Origin of the sequence: Aeromonas sp. R3-1 (assembly GCF_040908345.1) — a bacterium.
In the GTDB taxonomy this organism is placed as follows: Bacteria; Pseudomonadota; Gammaproteobacteria; order Enterobacterales; family Aeromonadaceae; genus Aeromonas; species Aeromonas veronii.
Map to the genome: position 1 here is coordinate 21,050 of NZ_JBFODN010000182.1, position 24,251 is coordinate 45,300.

Genomic DNA, 24,251 nt, shown 5'->3' on the forward strand with positions numbered 1-24,251 from the left:
GGCCTCCGTGGAGGCCGCTTTTTTTGCAATGGGAGGATTACTCCTCGTAGACGCTCACCTCGACCGCTTCCATCGAGTAGGAGGCGGTGGCCATCTCGTGACTGGAGCTGACCGTGCGCATCTTGCCTTTCACCCAGATGGCATCCCACAGATCATCCACCGGCGCACCCTTGGGGTAGCTCACATAGATCACCTGATTGGTGGGGGGCGGCGGCACGTGGATGCAGGCGCCGAAGTAGGGCACCAGCAGGAAGGCGGTGATCTTCTTGGCATCCCCCTCCAGTGGCACCACGAAGCCCGGAATGCGCACATCCTGGTTGTCCAGCTTCTTGTTTACCCCGCCCACCGGTTGCGGCACCGACATGGGATCTTCGTGATTGACCTGGGGTGGTGGCAGCAGTTTCTCCCCTTCCGGGATGAGCACATCCCAGTCGATGGTCTTGTAATCGGCGGCCAGGGCGGGCAGCACCAGCAGGCTGGCGAGCAGCGCCACAATTTTCCACTTCATCATCTGTCCTTCTGTTTCTATTTTGGGCGTCTCGCTAGACGCGAATGCTCATGCCATCGCTCAGGCTGTAGCGGTAAGCGCGGGCAGCAGGGAGTAGGCCGATCACCATGCCTGCCAGCCACACTACCCCCAGCAACTGCCACTCGTAGGTGCTCGGCAGCCCCAGACTCAGTTGCAGGCCATAGTGGCTGAGCAGCCAGGGCGAGGCAAGCCCCTGCCCCAGATAGAGTACGGCGACCCCGAGGGCGATACCGACCGTGGTCAGCGCCATGGCCTCCAGCGCCAGCAGCAGGAACAGATGGGCAGGGCCCGCACCGAGGGATCGCAATATGGCGAGCTCCCGGCGTCGCTCGTTAAGCCCCGCCAGCAGGGTAGTCAGCATGCCGATAAGGCCCGCCACCACCACGAAACCGGCGATGACCGACAGCGCGGTTTCCGCCACGCTCATCAGGCTCCACAGCTCCTGCAGGGCGGCCCCCGGCAGGATCGCCATCAGCGGCTCCTTGGGATAGGTGTTGACGCTGCGCTGCAGCTGGAACGCCAGGATCCGGTTGCTCAAGCCCACCATAAAGGCGGTGATAGTTTTCGGGGTGAGATCCTGCGCCAGCGCCTGCTCCGGCGTCACGTTCTTGCTGTGGCGGCCGGTATCCCAGCCCAGATGGATCGCCTCTATCCCCGCCAGCGGCACATGGATGGTGCGATCGATGGGCGTGCCGGTCGGCGCCAGAATGCCCACCACCTTGAACGGCAGGTTGTCGTGCTGGCTGAACGAGGTGTTGCCAGCGCCGTGGGCGATGACGATGGATTGGTCAAGGTGATAGCCGAGCTTCTCGGCCACCTGAGCGCCGAGTACCGCTTCAAACGGCGTCTCGAACGGCCGCCCCTCGCGCATTTGCAGCGACTGTTGCTGACCGTACTTCAGGTGGGTGAAGTAGTCGCCATTGGTGCCGAGCACCCGAAATCCCTTGTGGGAGTCACCAAGGGAGAGCGGGATGGTCCAGGCGACGCCGGGTTTCTGCTTGATGGCCTGATAGGAGTCCCACCCCACGTTGTTGGTGGGGTTGCCGATGCGAAACACCGAGTAGAGCAGCAGATTCACCTGACCAGAGCGAGCACCAACGATGAGATCGGTACCCGAGACGGTGTTGGAGAAGCTTTCACGGGCCTGGGTGCGCACCCGTTCCACCCCGAGCAACAGGGTGACGCTGATGGCAACGGCCAGCAGGGTGAGCCCGGCGGTGAGGCGACGGGCCCAGAGACTTTGCAGGGCGAGCTTTAGCACGTAGCCCTCCGGTTAAGTTGTTGCAGGTTTTCCACCCGTGGGAACAGGGGTTCGAGGTAAGGATCGTGACTGACGAAGATGAGGGTCGAGCCCTGTTTGTCACACTCCTCGAACAACAGCTTGATAAAGGCGGCCCGGTTGTCGGTGTCGAGTGCAGAGGTGGGCTCGTCGGCGATCACCAGCGGTGGCGAGCCGATCAGCGCCCGTGCGGCGGCAACCCGTTGCTGCTGGCCGATGCTGAGGGCATGAACGGGGCGGTGCAGCGCCTCGTCCGGCAGTTGCAGCTCCGCCAGCAGACGGCGCGCCTCCTGCTCCGGGCTCCCTTGCAGGCGGGCCCGTTTGGCGGGCGAAAAGGTGAGGGCAGCGGTCACGTTGTCCTGCACCGAGAGAAAGGGCAGCAGATTGAACTGCTGGAAGATATAACCCAGATTGGCCGCCCGGAAGTGGTCACGGGCACGGCTAGAGAGCCGGGCCAATGGTTGGCCCAGCACCTCCAGGGTGCCGTGGTTGGCGGTCTGGATCCCGGCCAGCAACCCGAGCAGGGTCGACTTGCCAGAGCCCGACGGGCCCTTGATAAAGACCCGCTCACCCTCGCGGATGGTGAGGGCGGGCAGATCGAGTACAGCGTCGCCACCTGGCCAGGTAAAGGCCAGATCGCGGATCTCAACCACGGCTTTTTTCATGGCGTTACCAGCTCAGCTTGTTGGCGGACGGGGTCAGCTCGCCAGCGGTCTGGCCAGTGGGCAGGATCCCCTGCACGCTCAGCTTCTCAAGGCTCGGATAGACGCTGAACAGGGTCGCCTCAATGCCGGTCAGTTTGGCCGGTGTGGCGCAGGTGTAGGTGTACATGGCGCCCATATCGGCGTGACCCGCTTCGTCATGATCATGGTGGTCTTCATGTTTGTCGCTGGCAGCCTTGTCGTGGTCGTGGTCGTGGTCGTGATCATGCTCTTCTTTGGCGGCTTGCAGCTCCTGCTGGGTCAGTTTGCAGCCAGCGGCCGGGTCGAAGCGGAACAGGGCGTCAGGTTGCTGGAGGCGGGCGACCGCTTTGGCATATTGCGCCTTCTCTGCATCGCTCTTGGCGGCGTGCTCGAAGCCCACCAGATCGGCTGCGGGGGCCTGCAGTTCGATCATCAGCTGGTCGCCATCGACCACCAGATTGAGGTGGCCGTGGCCATGCTCGTGGGCGCCGTGGCTGTGGCTCTCGTGTTCGTCGTGATTTGCGTGTGCGCCAAAGGCCGCAGCGGCCAGCAACAGAGTAACTGCTTTCATCTTTAATCCTTTTTTCAAAACAAATAGTGAACTTAAACAAAGGGATAGATAAAAACAGAGGCGGGCGGCGCACGGATGGCATAGCTGTGAAGCGTGGCGGTATCCGCCGAGCGCTGCATGGTTGCAACTGCAGGCAGAACAGAGGTCGAACCGGGGAAACAATAGGGAGTAGCGGTGATGACTTGCTTGCCATCCAGATGGAGGGCGCAAACCAGGCAATGATGGTCGTCGTGGCCGGGCAGGGCAGATTCAAACTGGTGCCGGGCAAGGGCAGGCTGCAGCCATAACCAGCCCAGCAGCAAGATCCAGATTTTCAGCTTGATACGACCCATAGACCCTTATGGAAAGGGCGCCATCAGCGCCCTTTCTCTCTGACTTAGAGATGGGACTTGATGAGCCCCATCACGGTAGCAATGTTGTTGGCATCGAGCTGGCCATCTTTGGCAAACAGCACCTTGCCCTCTTTATCCAGCAGGATGATCGCCGAGCTTTCCGGCGTCAGATCCCAAGCGTTGCGCGCCATGCCCTTGGCATCCAGCACCATGGCGGACCAGGGGAACTCTTTCTTGCTGTCCTCGGCACTGCTCTTCACGAAGCCGGAGGTGCCCCAGATGGCGTCATTGCTGTTGATGACAGTAACGGTCTGGTACTTGTCTTGCGGCAACTTGGCGGCCTTGATCGCCTCGATCATCGGGGCGTTCAGCTCCTTGGCACTGGAGCGACCGGCAATATGCTGGATCAGGAACACCTTGCCGGTGAGCGAGGTGCTCTGCCACGGCTGGTAACCGATATCCTTGCCGTTCAGTACCAGCTCACCCTTGTCGCTGACATTGACCAGCGGAACCGGGTTGCCATCCTTGAAGTTGTGAGCAAAGACCAGAGATGGCAGCAGCGCCAAAGTAAGTACGAGATGTTTCATCCTGATGACACTCCATTTGTTATGTTATAACGAGTTTCGGATTGAGGGAATGGGCGAGCTTCATCCTAAACTGATCGGATCTGTTTAAAAAGTGTTAAATAAGATCGCAATTCAGAAGCGTCGGTGCCCCGCCAGTCAGGTGGTTGGCTGGCAAGGGCGGCTAGGATGGCATGACATCGATAAAAATCAATGAATTGGCTGCTGGTCTGAGCTGTCTGCGTCAGTAGAGCGACTCGCTGATGAGGGGGATCTTGGCCATGGTCATCTGCTGGGCCAGCAGGGACGAGCCGGTCAGCAGCACATGGCGCTGATTGTTGATCACTACCACATCACCGGGTACGCCACTGTCTGCCGTAATGGCCAGCCAGGCAGGGGAGACGCTGCCGATGCTGATATCCGGATAGATGATGCTGAGCACATATTGCGGCGCCAGCTCTGCCAGCAGGCTGGCCATCAGCAGAGCCTTCTCGTCGCTGTCGGCCTTGTTATCCTGCAACGCTTGCAGCGGCGGTGCGAAGTGATCCAGCTGCTCCGGCTGGGTGGGGATGGCGTTCAGCCACTCCTGCAGCAGGCTGACGCTGGTGGCGAGATCCTTGGCGGCAAACTGCTGCGCCAGCGGCTTGAGATGCCCCTTGAAGTGGTAGAAGAGCTGGGAGTAATCGGGTCGCACGCAAGGCAGTTTGCGATTGGCCGGATGGACGCAGGGTATCACCCTCATCTGGTAGAAGGCATCCTCCTGATACTGCTGGTAGGCTTGCCAAAACAGCATCGACTCCATGCTGTCGTCCCGTAGGGTGAAGGCCTGCTCCAGATTGCGAAATTTGGTAGCTGTCTCGGGGCTGCTCTGATTGATCAGGTTGATGCTGTTGTAGAGCCGCGGGCTGATGTAGGCGTAAAGGGTCTCCAGCGGATTGGTGAGAGAGGCCTTCAGCAGGCTCATCTCGTGGCGACTGGCGGCCATCACCTGATCGTCGGTGGTCAGCTGGAAGTGCTTGCGCTGGCCATCGGTGGATTGCCACTGCCAGCTCATGTTGATCTCGCTGGCGTTGCTTGTGGCGCCAAGGGTGGTGCTGAGAGTGAGGCTGAGCAACAGCGCGGGGGTCAGCTTCATGGTGGTGCTTCCTGCCGTGGACGATAATTAACAACTAGGTGAGCCGGCACCACTTTGGTGATGTTTCGTTTTGTGATCTGGATAACAGATTGATGTGACTTTTAATTTAATTGTGAAATTAAGTCACTCTGGAGGGGTTATGAAGCCTTGGATCATAGTGCTGTTTGGGCTGCTCAGCCTGCCAGCCATGGCGGGTCAGGTGATCGTCAACAAGGGGATGTCCATTGCGGATACCTTTGCCCTGCGTGATCAGCTGGCACGCGAGCACGAATGGCAGGAGTGGCTGCGCTACCAGCAGGCCATCAAGTGGCTGGAGGTGTTGCCGGTCAACTGCGAGCTGATGAGCCAGCCTGGCGGCGGCTATCGCTGTGGCGGTGATTACTATCGTCCCTACCAGAAAGATGGTCGTGAAATATACATTCAGGGCAATCCTGCCGAAGATGCGGCCGGTCAGCTGCCGCAAACACCGACAAAAAAGGCGCCATAAGGCGCCTTTTTTACAAACCGAGTGATGCTTACTTGGCAGCGTAACGCTCGGCAGAGGTTTTGATCTCGGCTTCGGCAGCGGCCTTGTCGCCCCAACCTTCCACCTTGACCCATTTGCCCGCTTCCAGCTCTTTGTAGCGCTCGAAGAAGTGCTGGATCTGGGCTTTCAGCAGTTCCGGCAGATCGTTCACATCCTGGATGTGGTCGTACTGCTTGGTCAGCTTGGAGTGCGGTACGGCAACGATCTTGGCATCTTCGCCAGATTCGTCGGTCATCTTCAGCACGCCAACCGGGCGGCAGCGAATGACGGAACCGGCCAGCAGCGGGTAGGGGGTCGGAACCAGTACGTCGACGGGGTCACCATCCAGAGAGAGGGTCGCGTTCACGTAGCCGTAGTTGCATGGATAGAACATCGGGGTAGACATGAAGCGATCGACGAAAATAGCACCGCTGTCCTTGTCGACTTCGTATTTGATCGGGTCGGCATTCTGCGGGATTTCGATGATGACATAGATATCGTCGGGCAGGCTCTTGCCGGCCGGTACCAGGTTCAGGCTCATGATAATTCCTTCGTTGTTAGTATCAGGTTTGCAGGCCGATATTATAGCGATGTGATGTTAAATGACCATATTTCAGCGGCTATCGCTAACAAAGAAGGGGGATGTTTCCGCTTTGCGGCGCTTTGATGTGTGCGGGATGCAACAAAACGGCTATTTTGATGCCCTGCCGCTGACCTTGGTCACCGGCAGGGTATGTGGAGTTGCGAGCAAAGAGGGTCAGAGCGAGTAGGGGAGTCTCGACTCGTTGACCAGTCGCGACAGGGCTGTCACTACATGAGGGTCAAACTGGGTGCCGGAGCGGGACTGGATATACTCCATGGTCTGCGTCAGCGTCCAGGGCTCCTTGTAGGGGCGCTTGCTGAGCAGGGCATCGAATACATCGACTACCGCCACAATCCGCGCCGACAGCGGGATCTGCTGGCCAGCCAGCTGCTGTGGGTAGCCCTTGCCATCGAAGTGCTCATGGTGGCCCCGGGCGATTTCGGCGCCGAGAGAGAGGTAGCTGGTTCCCTCCACCATTTCGCCCGCCTTGTGCAGGATATTGGCGCCGATACCGGCGTGCTGCTCCATGATGGCCCGCTCATCCGGGTCGAAACGCCCCGGCTTGTGCAGGATATGATCCGGGGTGCCCACCTTGCCCACATCGTGCAGGATGGAGGCCATGCCGATCATCTCGACAAACTCCGGGGTTAGCTGCTCGGGATAGGCCGCCATCTGCCTCAACTCTGCCACGATGGCATCCGAGAGCTTCTGCACCCGCAAGACATGCTCGCCGGTATCGGAGTCGCGAAACTCCGCCAGAGCCGCCAGCGCCACTACGGTGGCCTCCTGGGCGCGCAGCAACTGGTTGTAGAGATAGAGGTTGTCGTAGGCCGCCGAGATGCGCTGGCAGAAGACATCCAGCAGATCGCACTCGAGGGGATCGAGGGGCTGGGTCGGGGTAAAACTCAGCACGAACTCGCGACCATTCTGGGCGGCGATATAGAGGGAGTCCTGCGGGTGTTCAAAGCGGTTGCTGCGCGCCGCCAGTGCCTTCAGAACCGAGTCATTGAGGGGGGGGAAGTCGGTGATCTTGCCATCATCCAGCAGAGTCTCGTAGTCGCCGGTGGCGGCGAGGATCTCCAGCCCCTGTTCGCCGGGACGGCGCTCGACGCAGATAGCCCCTTCGGTGCCCACATCGAGAATGGCGCTGATCTGTTTCAGCACGCCGGAGGCAAACTCCTTGAGTGAATGAAGATGGTAGAGATCGCCCGCTCCTTCCAGAATTTTGCCGAGCCCCTGACGGCTCTTGTCGATGGCACTGAGGGTTTCGTATGAACGCAGGGATGCGATGACAGTGGTGTAGAGCTTTTGTACCGTCAGCTCGGTCTTGGTCTTGTAGTCATTGATGTCGTAATCGAGGATCACCCGCTGCTCGGGGGCTTGGCCGGGTTGGCCGGTACGCAGCACGATCCGCACCAGCGAGTTGTGCATTTCGTTGCGGATCCTGTGCACCAGCCGCAGACCTGCATCTTCGGTCTCCATCACCACATCGAGCAGGATCAGCGCAATCCTGGGATTGGCCTCCAGCATGCGGCCAGCTTCGGCGCCGCTGTAGGCATTGAGTAGCTCCAGCGGACGGGATTTGTAGTGAATGTTGGAGAGGGCCAGGCGGGTGGCATGATGGATATCCGGCTCATCATCCACGATCAGCACTTGCCATGGGTTGAGTGCCTTGGGGACCACGACCTCCTCATCATCGAGTTCGATGATGTCGTCGTCCAGCAAGATATCGTCCTTGTCTTGGGCACTGCTCATATCGGTTACGCCTCCGGCGCTCAATGAGTATGTGAACAGTATGCACGATCACATCCTCTCGGATCATCAGGATAAGTAGATATCGTGAGCTGGCTCCGCCTCTTTATCGCTACTCGAAAGGTTCCAGATACCCCTGGATCGACTTCTTCAACCAGGCCAACACCTTGCCGTGATAGGCGTTTTCCGCCAGATAGACCCCGTAATCCCGCCACTGCAGGCTGAACTTGTGTTTCAGGGTCAGCAGGGAGCCTTGTCGCAACTGGCTCTGGATCAGTGGCGAGGGGAGCACTGCCCAGCCCAGCCCGTCCAGCACCGCATTGCGCATCAACTCGAAGCTGGAGAGACCGATATGCATGCCTCCCACAGGTAGCAGGCTTTTTACAGAAAATTCATCTACATACGAGAGGGTGACCTGGGTGTGATCGGTCAGATCCTGCTGTTTGACCCGCTTCAGTCCGGCCAGCGGATGGCTGGGTGCCACCACCATCAGGGTGCGGATCGGGTTGAGCACGTCGATATTGAGGCCGCTGCGCTCCTGATCCTCGGTGATAAGGCCAAAAGCGGCATCGACGAACCCCTCTTCCACCAGCGCCGGCAGTTCGGGTGGGGAGGCGAGCACCAGAGAGATACTGGTACCGGGAAACTGATTGTGCAGGCTGGCCAGCATCTCGCGCCACACCGGCTCGGGAATGGCGTCATCGCGGGCAACCCGCAGCGCCACTTCGGCCCCCGAGGCGTAATGTTTGCACTTCTGCTGCAGGCTGTTGGCTGCCTGCAGCAGGCGAGTGCAATCATCAAGCACCAGCTCGCCGATCTCGGTCAGGCGACTCTGATTGGAGCCTCGTTCAAAAAGTTCGACGCCAAGCTCAACTTCCAGCGCCGCGATGGCGGTGCTGACGGCGCTGCGGCTTTTGCCGAGGCGACGGGCTGTGTTGGCAATAGAGCCACTATTGGCGGACTCTACAAAGAGTTCTATCTGATATAGCTTCATGTTTTACAGGCTATGGCGGAGTTTTTCACCATCACCTTAGCGTGTCGAACCAAGGCAAGGCAAACCTGTGGCGTCGGAATAATCGACGCTGAGCGATTGTCGCGAGTTGCTTCTCCCCGTTTACCATCTCTCCCGTCGAAGCAACAAAGGCATCTTATATGTTATTAAGTCGTATGTTTCTGGCCCGGCTGTTTTTGACCGGCGCCATCGTGACCGAGGTCGCTGGTACCTCCAGCATGGCCATGATCCCCGAGCAGGGAGCTGGCTGGATGAATTACATCCCGATGTGGCTGTTGATCGGCTTCTCGTACTGGTTGCTGGCGAAAGCCGCCAAAACAATCTCCATTGGTATTGCGTTTGCGCTCTGGGAGGGGCTCGGGATCACCTTGATCACCATAGTGTCGGTCATGTTCCTTGGTTACGATGTGACCGTTCAGGAGCTGATTGGCCTGGCTCTCGCGATAGTGGGGATTGTTATGGTGACCATGGGGGAGACCCATGATGAGCCTGCAGACAAGTCAGTAGAAGCGGAGGCCACAGCATGAGTCCGTTTGTGATTGTACTGGGTGCCGCACTGATCGATATCGGCGCCAACATGGCCATTAACCGCTCCAAGGGTTTTCGTTACAAGGGGTGGGGATTCCTGGGGATCATGCTGGTACTCGGCGCCTTTACCCTGCTCTCGGAAGTGGTAAGTGGCGGTCAGATTGACCTGGCTGTTGCCTACGCCACCTGGGGAGCTATCGGCATCGTCGGTACGGCGCTGGGCAGTTTGCTCTTCTTCGGTGAGCGGCTCAAGCCCATCGGCTGGGCTGGCATGATGGTGATGGCGCTGGCTGTCGTTATGCTGACTACCGCCTGATAATCTGAAGCAATAACAAAAGCCGCCCGGTTTCGCCGGGCGGCTTTTTGTTTGGCCGACTGCTTGACCGACTCAGGCTCAGCGCGGCGCTTCGTAGAGCTCCAGCGGCAGGCCGTCGGGGTCGGCGAAGAAGGTAAAGCGTTTGCCGGTCAGCTCGTCCACCCGTACCGGCTCTACCTCGACCCGATGGGTCAGTAGGTGGGCGATGACCCGGTCAAGGTCGCTGACCCGAAAGGCGAGATGGCGCAGGCCGCACGCCTCGGGGCGGGAGGGGCGCTCGGGAGGCGAGGGGAAGCTGAACAGCTCCAGCTGGCTGCCGTCCGGCAGGGCCAGATCCAGTTTCCACGACTGGCGCGCCTCGCGCAGGGTCTCGGCGATGATGGGCAGCCCCAGCACCTCGTGGTAGAAGTGGCGCGAGCGTGGGTAATCGCTGGCGATGATGGCCACATGGTGGATGGCCTCAAACAGCGGAAAGGTCATGGTGTTTCCTTGTCAGCAGCATAGTGAACGGGCAGCCTGCGCTGCCCGTGTCGTTGATCTAGTTGAAGAAACCGCCGAACCAGTCATCCAGCGCACTGCGTGGCGTCGCACTGCTGGCGCAACCGGCCGGGGAGCCCATGGTGGAGGCTTTGGCCGGCACCTGCAGGCTGCCCGGGCAGTCGCTGGTGACGCGGGTGCCGCTGGCGCGGGAGAAGTTGGCCCAGGTCACCCCTTCCGGCATCTTCAGTCCCAGACTGTTGACGCCGCGCTGGCTCATGTAGCCGCTAAAGAGCTGCAGGGCACCGCTGGCACCGGTCAAGCCCGCCGGGGTGTTGTCGTCGCGACCGACCCAGATACTGACCAGTTCGTTGTTGTCCATCCCGGCAAACCAGGAGTCGCGCAGCTCGTTGGTGGTACCTGTCTTGGCCGCCATGGTGGCGCCGGGGAACTTGGCACTGAGCGCGCGGGCTGTGCCCTGACTCACCGTCTTGGTCATGGCGAACAGGGTCAGCCAGCTTGCTTGCTGGTCGGTGACCCGCTTGGCGGTCTGATCATGCTGATAGAGCAGGCTGCCATCCCCGTTCACCACGGCGCGAATGGCCGACAGCGGCTGGGTCAGTCCCTGATTGGCGATGGGAAGATACATCTGGTTCACCTCCAGCGGGGAGAGGGCCACCGCCCCCAGCACCAGCGACGGGTAGGGCTGGATCTCCTGCTGGACTCCCAGCTTGTGCAGGGTGTCGACTACCTTCTCCAGCCCCACTTGCAGACCCAGATTGACGGTCGGCACGTTGAGGGAGCTGGCCAGCGCATCCATCAGCGGCACGCTCTGGCGGAACTTGCGATCGTAGTTTTGCGGTGTCCAGACCTGGCCATCCTGACCGCGAATACGGATCGGCTGATCTTTGAGTGGGGTCGCCAGGGTCAGGCCGTTGGAGAGACCGGTGAGGTAGACCGCCGGTTTCACTAGCGAGCCGATCTGGCGGCGGGCATCCAGCGCCCGGTTGAACCCGGCGTAGCGGGGATCGCGGCCACCCACCAGCGCGACGACTTCGCCCTTATGCCAGTCGGAGACCACCATGGCCGCCTCCAGCTTCTTCTTGCCGCGCAGCTTTTCTATATCGGCGAGGCCCGATTCGACCGCCCGCTCGGCCGCGTGCTGGGCAATGGGGTCGAGACTGGTGAAGATCTTGAGGCCGGACTGCTTGAGCAGATCGGCGCCGAAGCGGCTCTGGATCTCTCGCTTGAGCAGTCCCATAAAGGCCGGGGTGCGGCCATAACTCATCTGGCCACGGGCGATGATGCCGAGGGGTTGGCGGCTGGCCAGTTCATACTCGGCCTGGGTCAGGCTGCCGTGATCCATCAGCAGCTTCAGCACCAGATCACGGCGGGTCTTGGCCCGCTCCGGGAAGCGCCATGGGTCGTAATAGGAGGGGCCTTTCACCAGACCGACCAGCAGGGCGACCTGATCGATATCCAGCTCGTTGACCGGAATGCCGAAGTAGAAGTAGGAGGCGAGGCCGAAACCGTAGACCCCTTGCGAGAAGTTCTGCCCCAGATAGACCTCGTTGAGGTAGGACTCCAGGATCTCGTCCTTGCTGTAGCGATAGTCGATCAGCACCGCCATGTAGGCTTCCTGCAGTTTTCGCCACAGGCTGCGCTCACGGGTCAGAAAGAAGTTCTTGGCCAGCTGCTGGGTCAGGGTACTGCCCCCCTGCACGGTACGACCCGCGATCAGGTTGGCGAACATGGCGCGCATGATGGCCACCGGCGAGACGCCGCCATGCTGGTAGAAGTCGCGATCTTCGGTGGTGAGCAGGGTCACCAGCAGGCTGTCGGGCACTTCGGCGATACGCACCAGCAGGCGATCTTCCCGATCTTCGGTATTGAGGCGATCGAGCAGCACCGGGTCCATCTGGGCGTAACCGAGCTGGCGCTGGTTCTCCAGCGACTGGATCCCCTCAAGGCGCGGGCCGTTGAAGGTGAGGCGCAGGCCACGGGCACCGTCGGCGCCATCATAGAACTCGAACGGACGGCGAATCAGCTCGATGCGGTTGCCGTTGATGGTGTATTCACCCGGCGTGTGAGGCTGGCGCACCTGCTTGTAGCTCAGCATGTTGAGCTCGCGCAGCATCTGGTCCCGCGACAGGCGCTGGCTGGGGTAGAGCTCCAGCGGGCGGCTGTAGACCATCACCGGCAGCTGCCACTTCTCGCCATCGAAGCGCTCGCGCACCTTGGTATCGAGGTAGATGCCAAACACCACCATAAAGGCCGCAACCACCAGGGAGAGCTTGAAGCCAAGCCAGAACAGCTTGCGCCAGATGGTGCGTTTGGGCGCTGCCTTCTTGAGGGCACGCTTGCGTCGTTGGGTTGCCATAAATCCTCTTTGCTTTCCTTTCTACTTGTTATGTCGCATTCGCGAACGTTCGAGCGGGATTAACCCATCGAACCTAGATGCCCATCTTCTTTTTGGTGACTTTGGTCGGCATCGCTTCCAGCGGATTATCCGGCCAGTAGTGGCGGGGATAGCGCCCCTTCATCTCTTTTTTCACCTGCTCGTAAGAGCCTGCCCAGAAGGCAGCCAGATCGGCGGTGATCTGCAGTGGTCGCTGGGCGGGGGAGAGCAGCTCCACTACCAGCGGCACCCGGCCATCGGCCACGCAGGGGGTCGAACCTTGACCGAACATCTCCTGAATGCGCACCGGGATCACCGGTGCCTGCCCCGGTTGATAGCGGATCCGCACCCGGCTGCCGGTCGGTGCCGCAAAGTGGCTTGGCAGCGCCTCGTCGAGCCGTTTGGGCAACGGCCAGGGCAGGGATTGGCGCAGGATGTCGCTCATATTGAGCCTCTTCAGCTGCTCCAGCCGGGTCATGCCGCTCACCGCTGGCAGCAACCACTGTTCGAGGGTGGCCAGCAGGCTGTCGTCATCCATGGCTGGCCACTCCTCATCAGGCAGCCACTCACGGGCGCAGCGCAGACGGGCCAGCAGCCCTTCGCTGCTCTCGTCCCACGGCAGCACATGCAGCCCCTTGCGGCGAATGCCTTGCAGCAGGCAGCGTCCTTTCTGCTCGTCAGAGAGTTCGGTCAGCGGTCGCTGGCTCAGCACCAGCTCGCCGATCACCTGCTGGCGTTCGGCGCGCACCCGCTCTTCCCGTTCATCCCAGTCGAACCACTGTCGTTCGCTTACCAGTTCCGGCAGCAGGCGTACCAGCTCGTCAAGATCGACCGGTTCGACGATAAAGATGCGGCTACCGCGATCGTTCTGCCCCATCTCGATGGCGATAAGGGCCCCTTGTCCCTGACAGGGATGACCTTCTACCAGATCGCAGCTCACTCCACCACTGAGTTGATAGCGACTGCCGCTGCGCAGTTTGCCGATGCGATCCGGCCAGGCGAGGGCGCAGAGTAGCCCCAGCCACTGACCCTGCGCAGTGGCAGGGCGTACGCCAAGCCGTTCAAACCAGCGGGCCGCGCCCTGGCGCAGGGCGTTTTGACGGCGGTGGAACAGCACAGAGAGGCGCTCCGATCCTCGCAGATCTTCTTCCTGCAACGCCACCAGATATGCGGCATCGGCGACAATCCCTGTCAGACCTTCAGCTTCCAGCTCGCGGGCGCGCAGCAGCATGCGGGCGAGACGGGGATGGGTACCGAAGGCCGCCATGGCACGACCAGCCGGGGTAAGTTGTTGCTCACCCTCCGGCTTCATGGCGCCGAGGGCCACCAGCAGCCGCTGGGAGCTGGCGACGGCCGCCGGCGGCGGCATGTCGAGCAGCGGCAGATCTTCCACTTTTGCCCCCCACTGGGCGGCATCCAGCAGCAGGCCGGTCAGCTCCTGAGTGAGAATATCTGGCGGGCTCTGCTCGGCGAGCCGCTCCTGCACCTCGCTGCTCCAGAGCCGGTAGCAGACGCCGGGGCCGAGACGGCCAGCACGGCCTGCCCGCTGGGTGGCGGAGGATTTGGCTATCTGGCGTGTTTCCAGTCGGGTGACACCGCTTTTCAGATCATAGGAGGCCCGTCGTTCCAGCCCACTGTCGATCACCACCGAGATCCCCTCGATGGTGAGGGAGGTCTCCGCCACATTGGTGGTGAGCACCAGCTTACGGTGGCCCGCAGGTGCCGGTTCGATGGCTGCCTGCTGCGCCGCCATGTCGAGGCGGCCGTAGAGGGGGGCGAGGGTCATGTCGTCCGGCAGTTTGTCTGCCAACCATTGCGCCAGTCGCTCGATCTCACCCTGTCCCGGCAGAAAGACCAGCAGGCTGCCGCGGTGGGCGGCCAGCGCTTCGAGCACCACGGCACCGACCTGCGGCTCCAGCCACTGCTGGCGATTGGCGGGGCGGTAGTGATAGTCGATGGGAAAACCACGCCCCTCGGAGCGAACCACTGGGGCATCCGGCAGCAAGGTCTCGAGTGCCATGCCATCCAGGGTTGCGGACATCACCAGGAGCTTGAGGTCATCGCGCAATCCCTGCTGGCTCTCGATGGCGAAGGCCAGCGCGGTATCGGCGTGCAGACTGCGTTCGTGGAACTCATCGAAGATCACCAGCGAGACGCCAGTCAGCTCCGGGTCTTGCTGTAACATCCGGGTCAGCACCCCTTCGGTGACGATCTCGAGCCGGGTCGCTGCGCTGGTGCGGCTCTCGCCACGCACCCGCAGGCCGATGCGCTCGCCCACCTTCTCCCCCAGCTGACGGGCCAGAAACGTGGCGATATTGCGCGCAGCCAGGCGCCTTGGTTCCAGCATGATGATGCGGCCGGGCAGCCGGTTCTGACGCACCAGCTCCAGCGGCAGCAGGGTCGATTTGCCCGCGCCGGGTGGCGCCTGCAGGATCACGCTGGTGTGGCTGTCGAGGGCGGCAAAGAGTTCGGGCAATACCGAAACGATGGGGAGCTGGGACAAAGCGATGAGCACCTTCTGTAGCAACCGGTAAAACGGCGCCTATTCTGCCACAGCCACCCGCGCCACCGTGAGTGGATGTGAGGAGATGGCCACTCGGGCGGGAGGCTGGCGAGACATGGCCGGATGGCTGCCATAGAATGGGCTCATCCAATGAGCGTGAAAAAGGCATTATCACCACATGGCCAAACTCTTCTTTGCCCTGCCCGTCAAGGAGCTCGCCCCCGAGCTCATCGCCTGGCGCGATCAGCTGCCCTGGCCCGGTCAGCCGGTGCCGCAAGCCAACCTCCACCTGACCCTCGCCTTTCTGGGGGAGGCGGACGAGTTGACCACCCGCCGCCTGATCGCCGCCGTGGAGCGTCAGCACTGTCCGCCGCTCTCCATCAGGCTGGATGAGACCGGCTGGTTCAGCCGGGCCAAGGCTGCCTGGATTGGCCCGAAGGAGTGGCCCAACGAGCTGACCGTGCTGGCAAAGGCGCTGCGACGCCACGGTGAGAAGTTGCGTCTTGGCAATGGCGAGCAGGGTTATCGCCCCCATGTCACCCTGTCGCGCAAGGCGGGTGAGGCGCCTGCCATCCTGCCTGCCCCAAATTTTCTGCTGCAGGCAGATGAGTTCTGCCTCTATCAATCCATCTCGACTCCGGACGGGGTGCGCTACGAGCCGCTTGCCTGCTGGCCGCTGCGCGCCCGGGTAAAAGAAGACGCGCGGAGGGCTAACCCGTGATCTTTGATCCCCCCCTGCAATCGGGCCAGCTGGTGGCCCGCTACAAGCGCTTTCTGACCGATGTGCAACTCGATAACGGCGAGGTCATTACCATCCATTGCGCCAATACCGGTGCCATGACCGGTTGTGCCGATCCGGGCACCCGGGTCTGGTACTCCACCTCCGATAACCCCAAGCGCAAGCTGCCCAACAGCTGGGAGATCGCCGAGAGCCCGGCGGGCCACTTTATCTGCGTCAACACGGCGCGCGCCAACCAGATCGCCCGGGAGTTGATCGAGCAGGAGGCTATCGCTCCGCTGGCGGGTTACAGCCGGTTGCGTACCGAGGTGAAATATGGCGAAGAGAACAGTCGCATCGATCTGTTGCTGGAAGATGACGAGAAGGGCAATTGTTACATCGAGGTAAAATCGGTCACCCTGCTCGACGAGCGGGAGGAGGCAGGCATGGGCTACTTCCCTGATGCGGTCACCGCCCGTGGTGCCAAGCACTTGCGTGAATTGATGGCCATGAAAGCGGCGGGCCACAGGGCCGTGCTGCTCTTTATGGTGCTGCACTCCGGAATAAGCCGGATGCGCCCTGCAACCCATATAGATCCGCACTATAGTCTGCTAATTGAGCAGGCAATCGCGGCGGGGGTTGAAATTTTATGCTATCGGCCCCATGTTGGGGTGCAAGGCATGGTGGCTCAAGGGTTTATCCCGTTTGAATCTGGTCACCTGTTACCCGAGGGGAGTGCATAAATATTGGAGTGGGTAACATTATTGGTACGGCTCGTTTGCTTACCCGTTACCCTTCTGCTATAGATGTCGCCCTCAATTTATGGATGGCACGGGTAGCGTGCTGAATTAGGAGACAGGGCATGCCAACAGGCGAAAACAGGAAATCTCTGGGCCCCCTGGCCATTGCGGGTGTCGCGCCTTACCAGGAAAAGCCGGGTGAGGAGTACATGAATGACCAACAAAAGGCGCATTTTCGCAAGATCCTGGGTGCCTGGCGCAACCAACTGATGCAGGAAGTTGATCGTACCGTCGACCATATGAAAGACGAGGCTGCCAACTTCCCGGATCCCGTGGATCGTGCCGCGCAAGAAGAAGAGTTCGCTCTTGAACTGCGTACCCGCGACCGTGAACGTAAGCTGATCAAGAAGATCGAGAAGACCTTGCAGCTGCTTGAAGACGATGATTTCGGTTACTGCGAACATTGCGGTATCGAGATCGGTATCCGTCGTCTGGAAGCCCGTCCGACTGCCGACCTCTGTGTCGATTGCAAGACGCTGGCCGAGATCAAGGAAAAACAGATGGCCGGTTGATCCCGACCCTCTGGTATATGAAAAAGGGAGCTCGCGGGCTCCCTTTTTTATTGAGCTTTTGGCGGTCGAGCCCCAGAATGCAGCCTCAATGAATCGCTTACCCGAACAGTCATGCCAGTGAATTCCCCATCCTCACCCCTTGTGCGCCCCTATGTCGGCCGCTTTGCCCCCTCACCCTCAGGCCCGCTTCATTTTGGTTCGCTGATCGCCGCCCTCGGCAGCTTTTTGCAGGCCAGAGCGCAGCAGGGACGTTGGTTGGTACGCATCGAAGATATCGATCCGCCGCGGGAGATGGCGGGGGCAGCGCACCTGATCCTCAAGACTCTTGAAGCATATGGCCTCGAGTGGGATGGGGAGGTGATGTTCCAGAGCGCGCGCCACCGCCGTTATGACGAGATCATCGACCAGCTCTACCGGGCGGGGGATCTCTACTGGTGCCGCTGCACCCGGCGCGAAATCATGGCCGCGGGCGGTCTCTACAGCGGCCACTGCCGCACCCTCGGGCTTGCGGCCGAAGGTTGCGCCGCCCGGCTGCGCCAGCACCATCCGGTCTACCACTTCGATGATCGCTTGCAGGGCCATATCGCGGTCCCGGCGGCGCTCGCCGAGGAGGATTTCATTATCCGCCGCCGCGACGGGCTCTACGCCTACAACCTGGCGGTGGTGGTGGATGATATGGACAGCGGCATCACCGAGATAGTGCGCGGTGCCGATCTGCTGGAGCCCACGGTGCGCCAGATTGCCCTCTACCAGACCCTGGGGGCACCGGTGCCCGACTGGGTGCACCTGCCGCTGGCGGTGCTGGCAGATGGCAACAAGCTCTCCAAGCAGAACCATGCGCCTGCGCTGGCGCTTGATGAGGTGCGACCGGCCCTGTGGCAGGCACTGCACTTCCTCGGCCAGTGCCCGCCGCCCGAGCTGATGGCAAGCCGGATCGACGAGATCATCGAGTGGGGCATCGCCAACTGGCTGCTCGAACGGGTGCCAGCCAGCGAGAAGATCCCGCTGGACATTGAGTAAAGAGAGCCGGTTTTCGTGTAATAAGACGTGAGCTGGGCGCAGATAGACGGCTATTTTTTGGCTCTGTTTGATTCAAATGAGCTGAAGTAGCCACATGGTTTTTCATTTGTGCAGGCGTGAGCTATGTGCAGATAGACCGCTATTTTCGCTGACAGACGGTTTCATGCGGGATCAATTGTCAGCACGGTTTTTCATTTGGTTAGGCGTGAGCTATCATAGGCCGCTATTTTTTGGCCTCCCGTCAATTTAGAAGTCATGAAGAGGTGTACCATTTTTTCCCAGATCGCAAACTTTTGCCGCAAGGTGCTCGGCAAGGAAGACGGCGAGCAGTCGGTGGAATCCCCCATTCCAGCCCGTGTCGCCGGTCAACGTCGTACCTTAAGCCGTGATCAGCACCCTATTTCGCGCAAAGAGATCAGCGAGAATGCACTCAAGGTGCTCTATCGCCTGAACAAAGGGGGCTATGAGGCCTACCTAGTCGGCGGCGGAGTCCGGGATCTGCTGCTCGGGAAGACGCCCAAGGATTTCGACATCGCAACCGATGCGACGCCGGAGCAGATCAAGGCGCTGTTCAGCAACTGCCGCCTGATTGGCCGTCGTTTCCGCCTGGCTCACATTGTCTTTGGTCGTGACGTGATCGAAGTGGCCACCTTCCGGGGTCACCACCATCAGGTCAATACCAGCAAACATGTGTCGGCCCAGTCTGATGAAGGCATGCTGCTGCGCGACAACGTCTACGGCACCATCGAAGAGGATGCCGAGCGCCGCGACTTTACCGTCAACGCCCTCTACTACAGCGCCAAAGATTTCACCCTGCACGATTTCGAAGGGGGCCTGGAAGATCTGGCCGAGCGCAAGCTTGAGCTGATCGGCGATCCCGAGACCCGTTATCGTGAAGATCCGGTGCGCATGCTGCGCGCCGTGCGCTTCGCCGCCAAGCTGGATATGACCATTAGCCCGCGAACCGCCGCCCCCATCAAGGAGCTGGCGCCACTGCTGCAAGACATCCCTGCAGCCCGCCTGTTTGAGGAGACCCTCAAGCTGTTCCTGGCTGGCGATGGCCTGGCGACCTACAAATTACTGCGCGAGTATGGTCTGTTCCAGCAGCTCTTCCCGCAAGTGGCTGCGCTGTTTACCCCGCACGGCAACTCGCCCTACGAGCAGTTTATCGAGCAGGCGCTGATCGATACCGACACCCGCGTTCGTGAAGATAAGCGCGTCACCCCCGCCTTCCTCTACGCCACCCTGCTGTGGGGCTGCGTCGAGGCCCGTGGTCGGGTGCTGGAGAACGAGAGCGGCCTGCCCTGGTATGACGCCTTCATGCTGGCGATCAACGAGGTGCTGGACAATCAGGTGCGGATCATCGCCGTTCCCCGCCGTTTCACCACAGATGTCCGCGACATCTGGGCACTGCAACAGCGGCTGACCCGTCGTCAGGGCAAGCACCCCGAGCGCGCCATGGAGCATCCCAAGTTCCGCGCGGCGTTCGACTTCCTGTTGCTGCGCAACCGGGTCGAGCGTGGTCTCGGTGAGCTGGCCAGCTGGTGGGAGCGTTATGTTGCCTCCAATCCGGATGTGCGCCCGCAACTGCAGCGTGAAGCGACCCGTCGCCCGGCCAGCGGTGAGCGCGGCGAGGCCCGTAGCCACGATGGCGAGAAGCGCAGCAGCAACAGCCGCAACCGCCGTCGCCCCCGTCGCCGCAAACCGAAAGTGGCCGAGTGACAACAGACGTGATGACCGAGGTCTTCATCGCCATTGGTTCCAACCTGTCTGATCCGCTGGGTCAGGCTCGTCGCGCCGTTGCCGTGTTGGCAAGGTTGCCGGAATCTGTGCTGGTGGAGGCCTCGTCGTTTTACAGCAGCCGCCCCATGGGGCCTGCTGACCAACCGGACTACGTCAATGCCGTGGCCCGGCTCAATACCCGGCTCGCGCCCCTTGCGCTGCTGGATCAATTACAAAAAATCGAGCTGGAACAGGGACGTGTGCGCAAAGATGAGCGGTGGGGGCCGAGAACTCTGGATCTCGATCTGCTGCTCTATGGGGATCAGGTGATCAACCATGAGCGCCTGATCGTACCCCACTACGGCATGAAGGAGCGGGAGTTCGTGCTGCTGCCCCTTGCCGAAATTGCGCCTGCTCTGGTGCTGCCCTGCGGCACCCCGCTCGCCCGACTGGTTGCCCGCTGCCCGCACAATGATTTGGCCATCATTGCGCCGAGTGCAGATCTACAGGAGCCTCTATGAGCAAGATCACCACCGCCAGCCTGCTGAAGATGAAGCAGGAAGGTCAAAAGTTCACCGCCATCACCGCCTATGATGCCACCTTTGCCAAGCTGTTCGACGACGAGGGTGCCCACGTGCTGCTCATCGGCGATTCGCTGGGCATGGTGCTGCAAGGGGGTCAGGATACCCTGGCGGTCAACATGGATGAGATGGTCTATCACACCCGCTGTGTGGCGCGCGGTGCCAGCAAGGCACTGGTGGTCGCCGACATGCCGTTCATGAGCTACGCCACTCCCGAGCAGACTTACCAGAACGCAGCCCGCCTGATGGCGGCCGGTGCCCGCATGGTGAAGATGGAAGGGGGCGACTGGCTGTGTGACTCCATCCGCCACCTTACCCGCAACGGGGTGCCGGTGTGCGGTCACCTCGGCCTCACTCCGCAATCCGTTCATGTCTTTGGTGGCTTCAAGGTGCAGGGGCGCGATGAGTTTCAGGCGCAGGAGATCTACCGTCAGGCCCTCGAACTGCAAGCGGCCGGTATCCAGCTGCTGGTGCTCGAGTGTGTGCCCACTGCGCTGGCCGAGCGCATCACCAAGGCGCTTCGCATCCCGGTGATCGGCATTGGTGCCGGCCCCGCGACCGATGGTCAGATTTTGGTGATGCACGATGCCTTTGGCGTCACCTCCGGCTATGTGCCCAAGTTCACCAAGAACTTCCTGGCCGAGACCGGCGATGTGCGTGCCGCCATCCGCCTCTATGTCCAGCAGGTGAGCGAGGGGAGCTTCCCCGGCCCGGAGCACTGCTTCAACTGATCCTGGCGGTTGCATGATGGGGGCTGCGGCCCCCGTCTCTGCTTCTCAGCCTCGCACAGTTAATCCGTATAGCGAATCCGTATCTTATTGATTCATCTAGAGGTGAACTGCTGATAGCAATGTTCGTGCCCCATCCCGCCCGAGTGCTACCGGTAGATGCAACCCGTCTCTCTTTTTGATTTATCGGAAGGTGAACTGCTGATGTTGGTCGTAAATAATCCCGTCGTTCTGCGTGAGCAGATAAGCCAATGGCGCCGTGAAGGCCGTGCCATCGCATTTGTGCCCACCATGGGCAATCTGCATCAGGGCCACCTGACGCTGGTGAAAGAGGCGCACAGCCACGCCGAGAAGGTGGTGGTCAGCATCTTCGTCAACCCGATGCAGTTCGACAAGGCCGAGGATCTCGCCAACTACCCGCGCACTCTGGAGCAGGATTGCGCTGCGCTGGAAGCGGCTGGCGTCGATATGGTGTTCACCCCGACCCCGGAGATCATGTATCCGCAGGGGCTGGCCAGTCAGACCTTCGTCGAGGTGCCGGGTCTCTCCAATCTGCTGGAGGGGGCGCTGCGCCCGGGTCACTTCCGTGGTGTCAGTACCGTCGTCACCAAGCTGTTCAATCTGGTACAGCCGGATGTGGCCTGCTTTGGCCAGAAGGATTACCAGCAGTTGGCGCTTATTCGCAAGATGGTGGCCGACATGGCGATGCCCATCGAGATCGTTGGCGTGCCCACCGTGCGGGCCGAAGACGGGCTGGCGCTCTCTTCCCGCAACGGCTACCTGACTGCCGCCGAGCGGGCCATTGCCCCCGAGCTGGCGCGCACCATGAACTGGATCGCCGAGCAGATTGAAGCGGGTGATCACCACCTGCCCTCCTTGGTGGCGCAGGCCAGCCAGCGTCTCGACAATGTCGGTTTTCGTACCGATGCCATCGACATCGTCGATGCCGCCACCCTCGAGTCCGCCACTGACGAGAGCGCGCAGCTGGTGATCCTGATGGCCGCTTATCTTGGCAAGGCCCGCCTTATCGACAATCAAGTGGTCACGCTGCAGCAAGCCTGAGCTCGCCACAACCAGGAGGACCCCATGTCCAAGAAGGTTTACTGCATTGCCCAATTCCTGCCCAAACCCGGTCAGGAGCAAGCCCTGTTTCAGGTGCTGCAGGCGCTCGAGCCCAACACCCTGCGTGAGGATGGCTGCCTGCAATATCGGGTGACCCGCCACATCGCGAGTCCGTTTGCCGAGGGGGAGAGCTTCCCCATCGTGTTCAACGAGATTTGGCAAGATATGGCGGCTTTCGAAGCCCACTGCCAGCGAGCGGAGATCAAGGCTTTCTTCGAGCGTTACTGTCTGGCGGAAGATGGTTTGGCCGCCAAGTGGAATGTCTGCGTCTATAGCGACGAACCCGAACAGTACGACGCCCCCATAAAGAAGTAATTCACCCGATTGCCAGCGGACGCCCCCTCGGGCGTCCGCTGCTTTTTCACGCCTGCACTCTCCTGCATTCCGGCGTTTTGTTCTGCGGCCCAGCCCGCATCTCCCTTCGTTTCTATCCACTTTCGGCCTGATGGCCGCTACAGGTATTCATGATGTTTGTCCTGATTGCATCGCTTGTTTTCTGTCTGCTCTGTTTTGCTCTCACCCGGTTGCCTACCGGTTTGCCGCTCTCGCGTAAGGTGCTTGCGGGTCTGCTGCTTGGCGCCCTGTTCGGGCTGGCGCTGCAATTGGGGTGGGGCGCCGATGATGCCGGCGTCCAGCAGACTCTGGAGTGGGTCAATATCATCGGCGGTGGCTATGTCAGCCTGCTCAAGGTGGTGATGATGCCGCTGGTGTTCACCTCCATCCTCTCCGCCATCAACAAGCTGGAGCAGGCCCAGTCATTCGGCAAGATCAGTGCCGTGCTGATCGGCTCCATGCTGACCCTGGTGATGATCGCCGGTGTGGTGGGGATGACGGTAACCCATCTGAGTGGCCTCACTGCCGAGGGGCTGTTGAGCCACGGCAGCGACACGGCAGCCCTGCAACAGAGCATGAGCACCCTCGACAGTGCCCAGACCCTGCCGGCCCTGCTGCTCTCGCTGGTGCCCACCAACTTTACCGCCGATATGGCGGGTAGCCGCGGTCTCTCGGTGATCGGCGTGGTGATCTTCACCGTGCTGGCGGGGGTTGCTCTGCTGCAGATGAAGGCGGAGCATCCACAGGCGGGTGCCCGCGCCGCTGTCGCCATCGACACTCTGCAACTGTGGGTAATGAAGATGGTGCGGGTGGTGATTGCGCTCACCCCCTATGGCGTGATGGCGCTGATCGCCCGGGTGGTGGCCCACTATCCGCTGAGCGAGATCCTCAGCCTGCTCGGTTTTATTCTGGTCTGCTACGTCGCCATTCTGGCGATGTTTGCGGTGCACATGGTGATCCTGCTGCTGATCGGCCAGAACCCGCTGCACTATCTTCGGGAAGTGTGGGGCGTGCTCACCTTCGCCTTTATCTCCCGCAGCAGCGCCGCCTCCATTCCGCTCAGCATCGAGACCCAGCAGCGCCTTGGTGTGCCCGCCAGCATCGCCAACTTTGCCGCCTCGTTCGGTGCCAACCTCGGCCAGAACGGCTGCGCCGGTATCTATCCGGCCATGATGGTGGCGATGATTGCCCCCATACTCGGCATCAACCCGTTTGATCCCCTGTTCCTGCTGACTCTGTTGCCGGTGATTGCGCTGGGCTCCATCGGGGTGGCCGGCGTCGGCGGTGGCGGCACCTTCGCCGCGCTGATCGTGCTCTCCACCCTCAACTTCCCCATCGCGCTGGTGGGGGTGATGATCGCCATCGAGCCACTGGTGGATATGGGCCGCACAGCTCTCAACGTCAACGGCTCCATCATGGCGGCGATGATCACCAAGCGGTTGCTGGGCAAGCAGCAGCTGGCCAACGTGGAGACGGTGCAGACGCAGGCCGCCAGTTAACTCCAAGTGTTGCCCAATATGAAAGAAGCCCGCAGTTGCGGGCTTCTTTC

General features: G+C 61.0%; 26 protein-coding genes. 13 read left to right on the forward strand and 13 right to left on the reverse strand.

What is annotated here, in order from left to right; genetic code table 11:
- Positions 1 to 37: 37 nt before the first annotated feature.
- The 7 genes from AB5Y85_RS11035 to AB5Y85_RS11065 form a co-directional block, all read right to left on the reverse strand.
- Positions 38 to 511, reverse strand: a complete 474-nt coding sequence (locus AB5Y85_RS11035) for a DUF3299 domain-containing protein (RefSeq protein ID WP_026034852.1) — start codon at positions 509 to 511, stop codon at positions 38 to 40.
- 31 nt (positions 512 to 542) lie between these two features.
- Positions 543 to 1,790 carry an ABC transporter permease gene (locus AB5Y85_RS11040; protein WP_158112796.1) on the reverse strand — a complete coding sequence of 416 codons (1,248 nt, stop codon included), beginning with the start codon at positions 1,788 to 1,790 and terminating at the stop codon, positions 543 to 545.
- Complete coding sequence (locus AB5Y85_RS11045) at positions 1,784 to 2,473, reverse strand: ABC transporter ATP-binding protein (RefSeq protein ID WP_257687394.1); 690 nt, start codon at positions 2,471 to 2,473, stop codon at positions 1,784 to 1,786. Before AB5Y85_RS11045 ends, AB5Y85_RS11040 begins: the two co-directional genes overlap by 7 nt.
- A 4-nt stretch (positions 2,474 to 2,477) precedes the next feature.
- Positions 2,478 to 3,062, reverse strand: coding sequence for a DUF2796 domain-containing protein (locus AB5Y85_RS11050; protein WP_257687395.1), 585 nt, complete (start codon positions 3,060 to 3,062; stop codon positions 2,478 to 2,480).
- A gap of 32 nt (positions 3,063 to 3,094) precedes the next feature.
- Positions 3,095 to 3,394 (reverse strand): DUF2607 family protein, encoded by a 300-nt coding sequence (locus tag AB5Y85_RS11055; protein WP_199427620.1) that lies wholly within the window; start codon positions 3,392 to 3,394, stop codon positions 3,095 to 3,097.
- A 44-nt stretch (positions 3,395 to 3,438) separates the two neighbouring features.
- A complete protein-coding gene (locus AB5Y85_RS11060) occupies positions 3,439 to 3,981 on the reverse strand; it encodes a YtfJ family protein (protein WP_005343253.1) in 543 nt (180 codons plus the stop codon).
- Positions 3,982 to 4,201: 220 nt separating this feature from the next.
- Entirely contained in the window at positions 4,202 to 5,092 is an 891-nt protein-coding gene (locus AB5Y85_RS11065; RefSeq protein WP_047439570.1) for a hypothetical protein, read from the reverse strand.
- A gap of 139 nt (positions 5,093 to 5,231) precedes the next feature.
- On the opposite strand from AB5Y85_RS11065, the gene AB5Y85_RS11070 reads away from it, so the two are divergent.
- The gene (locus AB5Y85_RS11070; protein WP_005335669.1) at positions 5,232 to 5,579 is read left to right on the forward strand and encodes a hypothetical protein; all 348 of its coding nucleotides are present in this window, start codon (positions 5,232 to 5,234) and stop codon (positions 5,577 to 5,579) included.
- 28 nt (positions 5,580 to 5,607) lie between these two features.
- On the opposite strand, the gene ppa is transcribed toward AB5Y85_RS11070, so the two are convergent.
- The 3 genes from ppa to AB5Y85_RS11085 form a co-directional block, all read right to left on the reverse strand.
- Positions 5,608 to 6,138, reverse strand: coding sequence for an inorganic diphosphatase (gene ppa, locus AB5Y85_RS11075; protein ID WP_005335667.1), 531 nt, complete (start codon positions 6,136 to 6,138; stop codon positions 5,608 to 5,610).
- 216 nt (positions 6,139 to 6,354) lie between these two features.
- Positions 6,355 to 7,935, reverse strand: a complete 1,581-nt coding sequence (locus tag AB5Y85_RS11080) for a DUF3369 domain-containing protein (RefSeq protein ID WP_047439568.1) — start codon at positions 7,933 to 7,935, stop codon at positions 6,355 to 6,357.
- 109 nt (positions 7,936 to 8,044) lie between these two features.
- Complete coding sequence (locus tag AB5Y85_RS11085) at positions 8,045 to 8,926, reverse strand: LysR family transcriptional regulator (protein ID WP_257687396.1); 882 nt, start codon at positions 8,924 to 8,926, stop codon at positions 8,045 to 8,047.
- A gap of 158 nt (positions 8,927 to 9,084) precedes the next feature.
- Here AB5Y85_RS11085 and AB5Y85_RS11090 point away from each other — a divergent pair, with 158 nt between their 5' ends.
- Both AB5Y85_RS11090 and AB5Y85_RS11095 read left to right on the forward strand, forming a co-directional pair.
- Positions 9,085 to 9,471, forward strand: coding sequence for a multidrug efflux SMR transporter (locus tag AB5Y85_RS11090; protein WP_005335660.1), 387 nt, complete (start codon positions 9,085 to 9,087; stop codon positions 9,469 to 9,471).
- Positions 9,468 to 9,788 (forward strand): SMR family transporter, encoded by a 321-nt coding sequence (locus tag AB5Y85_RS11095; protein ID WP_257687397.1) that lies wholly within the window; start codon positions 9,468 to 9,470, stop codon positions 9,786 to 9,788. Before AB5Y85_RS11090 ends, AB5Y85_RS11095 begins: the two co-directional genes overlap by 4 nt.
- A gap of 78 nt (positions 9,789 to 9,866) precedes the next feature.
- Here AB5Y85_RS11095 and AB5Y85_RS11100 read toward each other — a convergent pair whose 3' ends face one another.
- The 3 genes from AB5Y85_RS11100 to hrpB form a co-directional block, all read right to left on the reverse strand.
- A complete protein-coding gene (locus tag AB5Y85_RS11100; RefSeq protein WP_139443326.1) occupies positions 9,867 to 10,268 on the reverse strand; it encodes a VOC family protein in 402 nt (133 codons plus the stop codon).
- 58 nt (positions 10,269 to 10,326) lie between these two features.
- Complete coding sequence (mrcB, locus tag AB5Y85_RS11105; RefSeq protein ID WP_139443327.1) at positions 10,327 to 12,645, reverse strand: penicillin-binding protein 1B; 2,319 nt, start codon at positions 12,643 to 12,645, stop codon at positions 10,327 to 10,329.
- A 73-nt stretch (positions 12,646 to 12,718) separates the two neighbouring features.
- Complete coding sequence (gene hrpB, locus AB5Y85_RS11110; RefSeq protein ID WP_257687398.1) at positions 12,719 to 15,166, reverse strand: ATP-dependent helicase HrpB; 2,448 nt, start codon at positions 15,164 to 15,166, stop codon at positions 12,719 to 12,721.
- Positions 15,167 to 15,344: 178 nt separating this feature from the next.
- Between hrpB and thpR the strand changes: the two genes are divergently transcribed.
- From thpR to AB5Y85_RS11160, 10 genes are all read left to right on the forward strand, one after another.
- Positions 15,345 to 15,887 (forward strand): RNA 2',3'-cyclic phosphodiesterase, encoded by a 543-nt coding sequence (gene thpR, locus AB5Y85_RS11115; protein ID WP_064335479.1) that lies wholly within the window; start codon positions 15,345 to 15,347, stop codon positions 15,885 to 15,887.
- Positions 15,884 to 16,627: a DNA/RNA nuclease SfsA gene (sfsA, locus tag AB5Y85_RS11120; protein WP_019444756.1), complete on the forward strand. Its 744-nt coding sequence runs from the start codon at positions 15,884 to 15,886 to the stop codon at positions 16,625 to 16,627. The genes thpR and sfsA overlap by 4 nt, the downstream gene beginning before the upstream one ends.
- A 119-nt stretch (positions 16,628 to 16,746) precedes the next feature.
- Complete coding sequence (gene dksA / locus AB5Y85_RS11125; protein ID WP_005335644.1) at positions 16,747 to 17,196, forward strand: RNA polymerase-binding protein DksA; 450 nt, start codon at positions 16,747 to 16,749, stop codon at positions 17,194 to 17,196.
- A gap of 111 nt (positions 17,197 to 17,307) precedes the next feature.
- On the forward strand, positions 17,308 to 18,216 hold the full coding sequence (gene gluQRS, locus AB5Y85_RS11130) for a tRNA glutamyl-Q(34) synthetase GluQRS (protein ID WP_139443331.1): 909 nt from the start codon (positions 17,308 to 17,310) through the stop codon (positions 18,214 to 18,216).
- A gap of 255 nt (positions 18,217 to 18,471) precedes the next feature.
- Entirely contained in the window at positions 18,472 to 19,938 is a 1,467-nt protein-coding gene (pcnB, locus tag AB5Y85_RS11135; protein ID WP_005335642.1) for a polynucleotide adenylyltransferase PcnB, read from the forward strand.
- A gap of 11 nt (positions 19,939 to 19,949) precedes the next feature.
- Positions 19,950 to 20,459, forward strand: a complete 510-nt coding sequence (folK, locus tag AB5Y85_RS11140; protein WP_101529629.1) for a 2-amino-4-hydroxy-6-hydroxymethyldihydropteridine diphosphokinase — start codon at positions 19,950 to 19,952, stop codon at positions 20,457 to 20,459.
- A complete protein-coding gene (gene panB, locus AB5Y85_RS11145; RefSeq protein ID WP_005335640.1) occupies positions 20,456 to 21,250 on the forward strand; it encodes a 3-methyl-2-oxobutanoate hydroxymethyltransferase in 795 nt (264 codons plus the stop codon). Before folK ends, panB begins: the two co-directional genes overlap by 4 nt.
- Positions 21,251 to 21,451: 201 nt before the next feature.
- Positions 21,452 to 22,309 carry a pantoate--beta-alanine ligase gene (gene panC / locus AB5Y85_RS11150; protein ID WP_257687399.1) on the forward strand — a complete coding sequence of 286 codons (858 nt, stop codon included), beginning with the start codon at positions 21,452 to 21,454 and terminating at the stop codon, positions 22,307 to 22,309.
- Between the two features lie 24 nt (positions 22,310 to 22,333).
- Entirely contained in the window at positions 22,334 to 22,684 is a 351-nt protein-coding gene (locus AB5Y85_RS11155; RefSeq protein ID WP_042079948.1) for a putative quinol monooxygenase, read from the forward strand.
- A 152-nt stretch (positions 22,685 to 22,836) separates the two neighbouring features.
- On the forward strand, positions 22,837 to 24,201 hold the full coding sequence (locus tag AB5Y85_RS11160) for a cation:dicarboxylase symporter family transporter (RefSeq protein ID WP_307772292.1): 1,365 nt from the start codon (positions 22,837 to 22,839) through the stop codon (positions 24,199 to 24,201).
- Positions 24,202 to 24,251 lie beyond the last annotated feature (50 nt).

Bases quoted from the DNA above. Each gene is read 5' to 3' on its own strand.
- AB5Y85_RS11035 (WP_026034852.1), bottom strand. From the start codon at position 511: ATGATGAAGTGGAAAATTGTGGCGCTGCTCGCCAGCCTGCTGGTGCTG.
- AB5Y85_RS11045 (WP_257687394.1), bottom strand. From the start codon at position 2,473: ATGAAAAAAGCCGTGGTTGAGATCCGCGATCTGGCCTTTACCTGGCCA.
- AB5Y85_RS11050 (WP_257687395.1), bottom strand. From the start codon at position 3,062: ATGAAAGCAGTTACTCTGTTGCTGGCCGCTGCGGCCTTTGGCGCACAC.
- AB5Y85_RS11055 (WP_199427620.1), bottom strand. From the start codon at position 3,394: ATGGGTCGTATCAAGCTGAAAATCTGGATCTTGCTGCTGGGCTGGTTA.
- AB5Y85_RS11060 (WP_005343253.1), bottom strand. From the start codon at position 3,981: ATGAAACATCTCGTACTTACTTTGGCGCTGCTGCCATCTCTGGTCTTT.
- AB5Y85_RS11065 (WP_047439570.1), bottom strand. From the start codon at position 5,092: ATGAAGCTGACCCCCGCGCTGTTGCTCAGCCTCACTCTCAGCACCACC.
- AB5Y85_RS11070 (WP_005335669.1), top strand. From the start codon at position 5,232: ATGAAGCCTTGGATCATAGTGCTGTTTGGGCTGCTCAGCCTGCCAGCC.
- ppa (WP_005335667.1), bottom strand. From the start codon at position 6,138: ATGAGCCTGAACCTGGTACCGGCCGGCAAGAGCCTGCCCGACGATATC.
- AB5Y85_RS11080 (WP_047439568.1), bottom strand. From the start codon at position 7,935: ATGAGCAGTGCCCAAGACAAGGACGATATCTTGCTGGACGACGACATC.
- AB5Y85_RS11085 (WP_257687396.1), bottom strand. From the start codon at position 8,926: ATGAAGCTATATCAGATAGAACTCTTTGTAGAGTCCGCCAATAGTGGC.
- AB5Y85_RS11090 (WP_005335660.1), top strand. From the start codon at position 9,085: ATGTTATTAAGTCGTATGTTTCTGGCCCGGCTGTTTTTGACCGGCGCC.
- AB5Y85_RS11095 (WP_257687397.1), top strand. From the start codon at position 9,468: ATGAGTCCGTTTGTGATTGTACTGGGTGCCGCACTGATCGATATCGGC.
- AB5Y85_RS11100 (WP_139443326.1), bottom strand. From the start codon at position 10,268: ATGACCTTTCCGCTGTTTGAGGCCATCCACCATGTGGCCATCATCGCC.
- mrcB (WP_139443327.1), bottom strand. From the start codon at position 12,645: ATGGCAACCCAACGACGCAAGCGTGCCCTCAAGAAGGCAGCGCCCAAA.
- thpR (WP_064335479.1), top strand. From the start codon at position 15,345: ATGGCCAAACTCTTCTTTGCCCTGCCCGTCAAGGAGCTCGCCCCCGAG.
- dksA (WP_005335644.1), top strand. From the start codon at position 16,747: ATGCCAACAGGCGAAAACAGGAAATCTCTGGGCCCCCTGGCCATTGCG.
- gluQRS (WP_139443331.1), top strand. From the start codon at position 17,308: ATGCCAGTGAATTCCCCATCCTCACCCCTTGTGCGCCCCTATGTCGGC.
- pcnB (WP_005335642.1), top strand. From the start codon at position 18,472: ATGAAGAGGTGTACCATTTTTTCCCAGATCGCAAACTTTTGCCGCAAG.
- folK (WP_101529629.1), top strand. From the start codon at position 19,950: ATGACCGAGGTCTTCATCGCCATTGGTTCCAACCTGTCTGATCCGCTG.
- panB (WP_005335640.1), top strand. From the start codon at position 20,456: ATGAGCAAGATCACCACCGCCAGCCTGCTGAAGATGAAGCAGGAAGGT.
- panC (WP_257687399.1), top strand. From the start codon at position 21,452: ATGTTGGTCGTAAATAATCCCGTCGTTCTGCGTGAGCAGATAAGCCAA.
- AB5Y85_RS11155 (WP_042079948.1), top strand. From the start codon at position 22,334: ATGTCCAAGAAGGTTTACTGCATTGCCCAATTCCTGCCCAAACCCGGT.
- AB5Y85_RS11160 (WP_307772292.1), top strand. From the start codon at position 22,837: ATGTTTGTCCTGATTGCATCGCTTGTTTTCTGTCTGCTCTGTTTTGCT.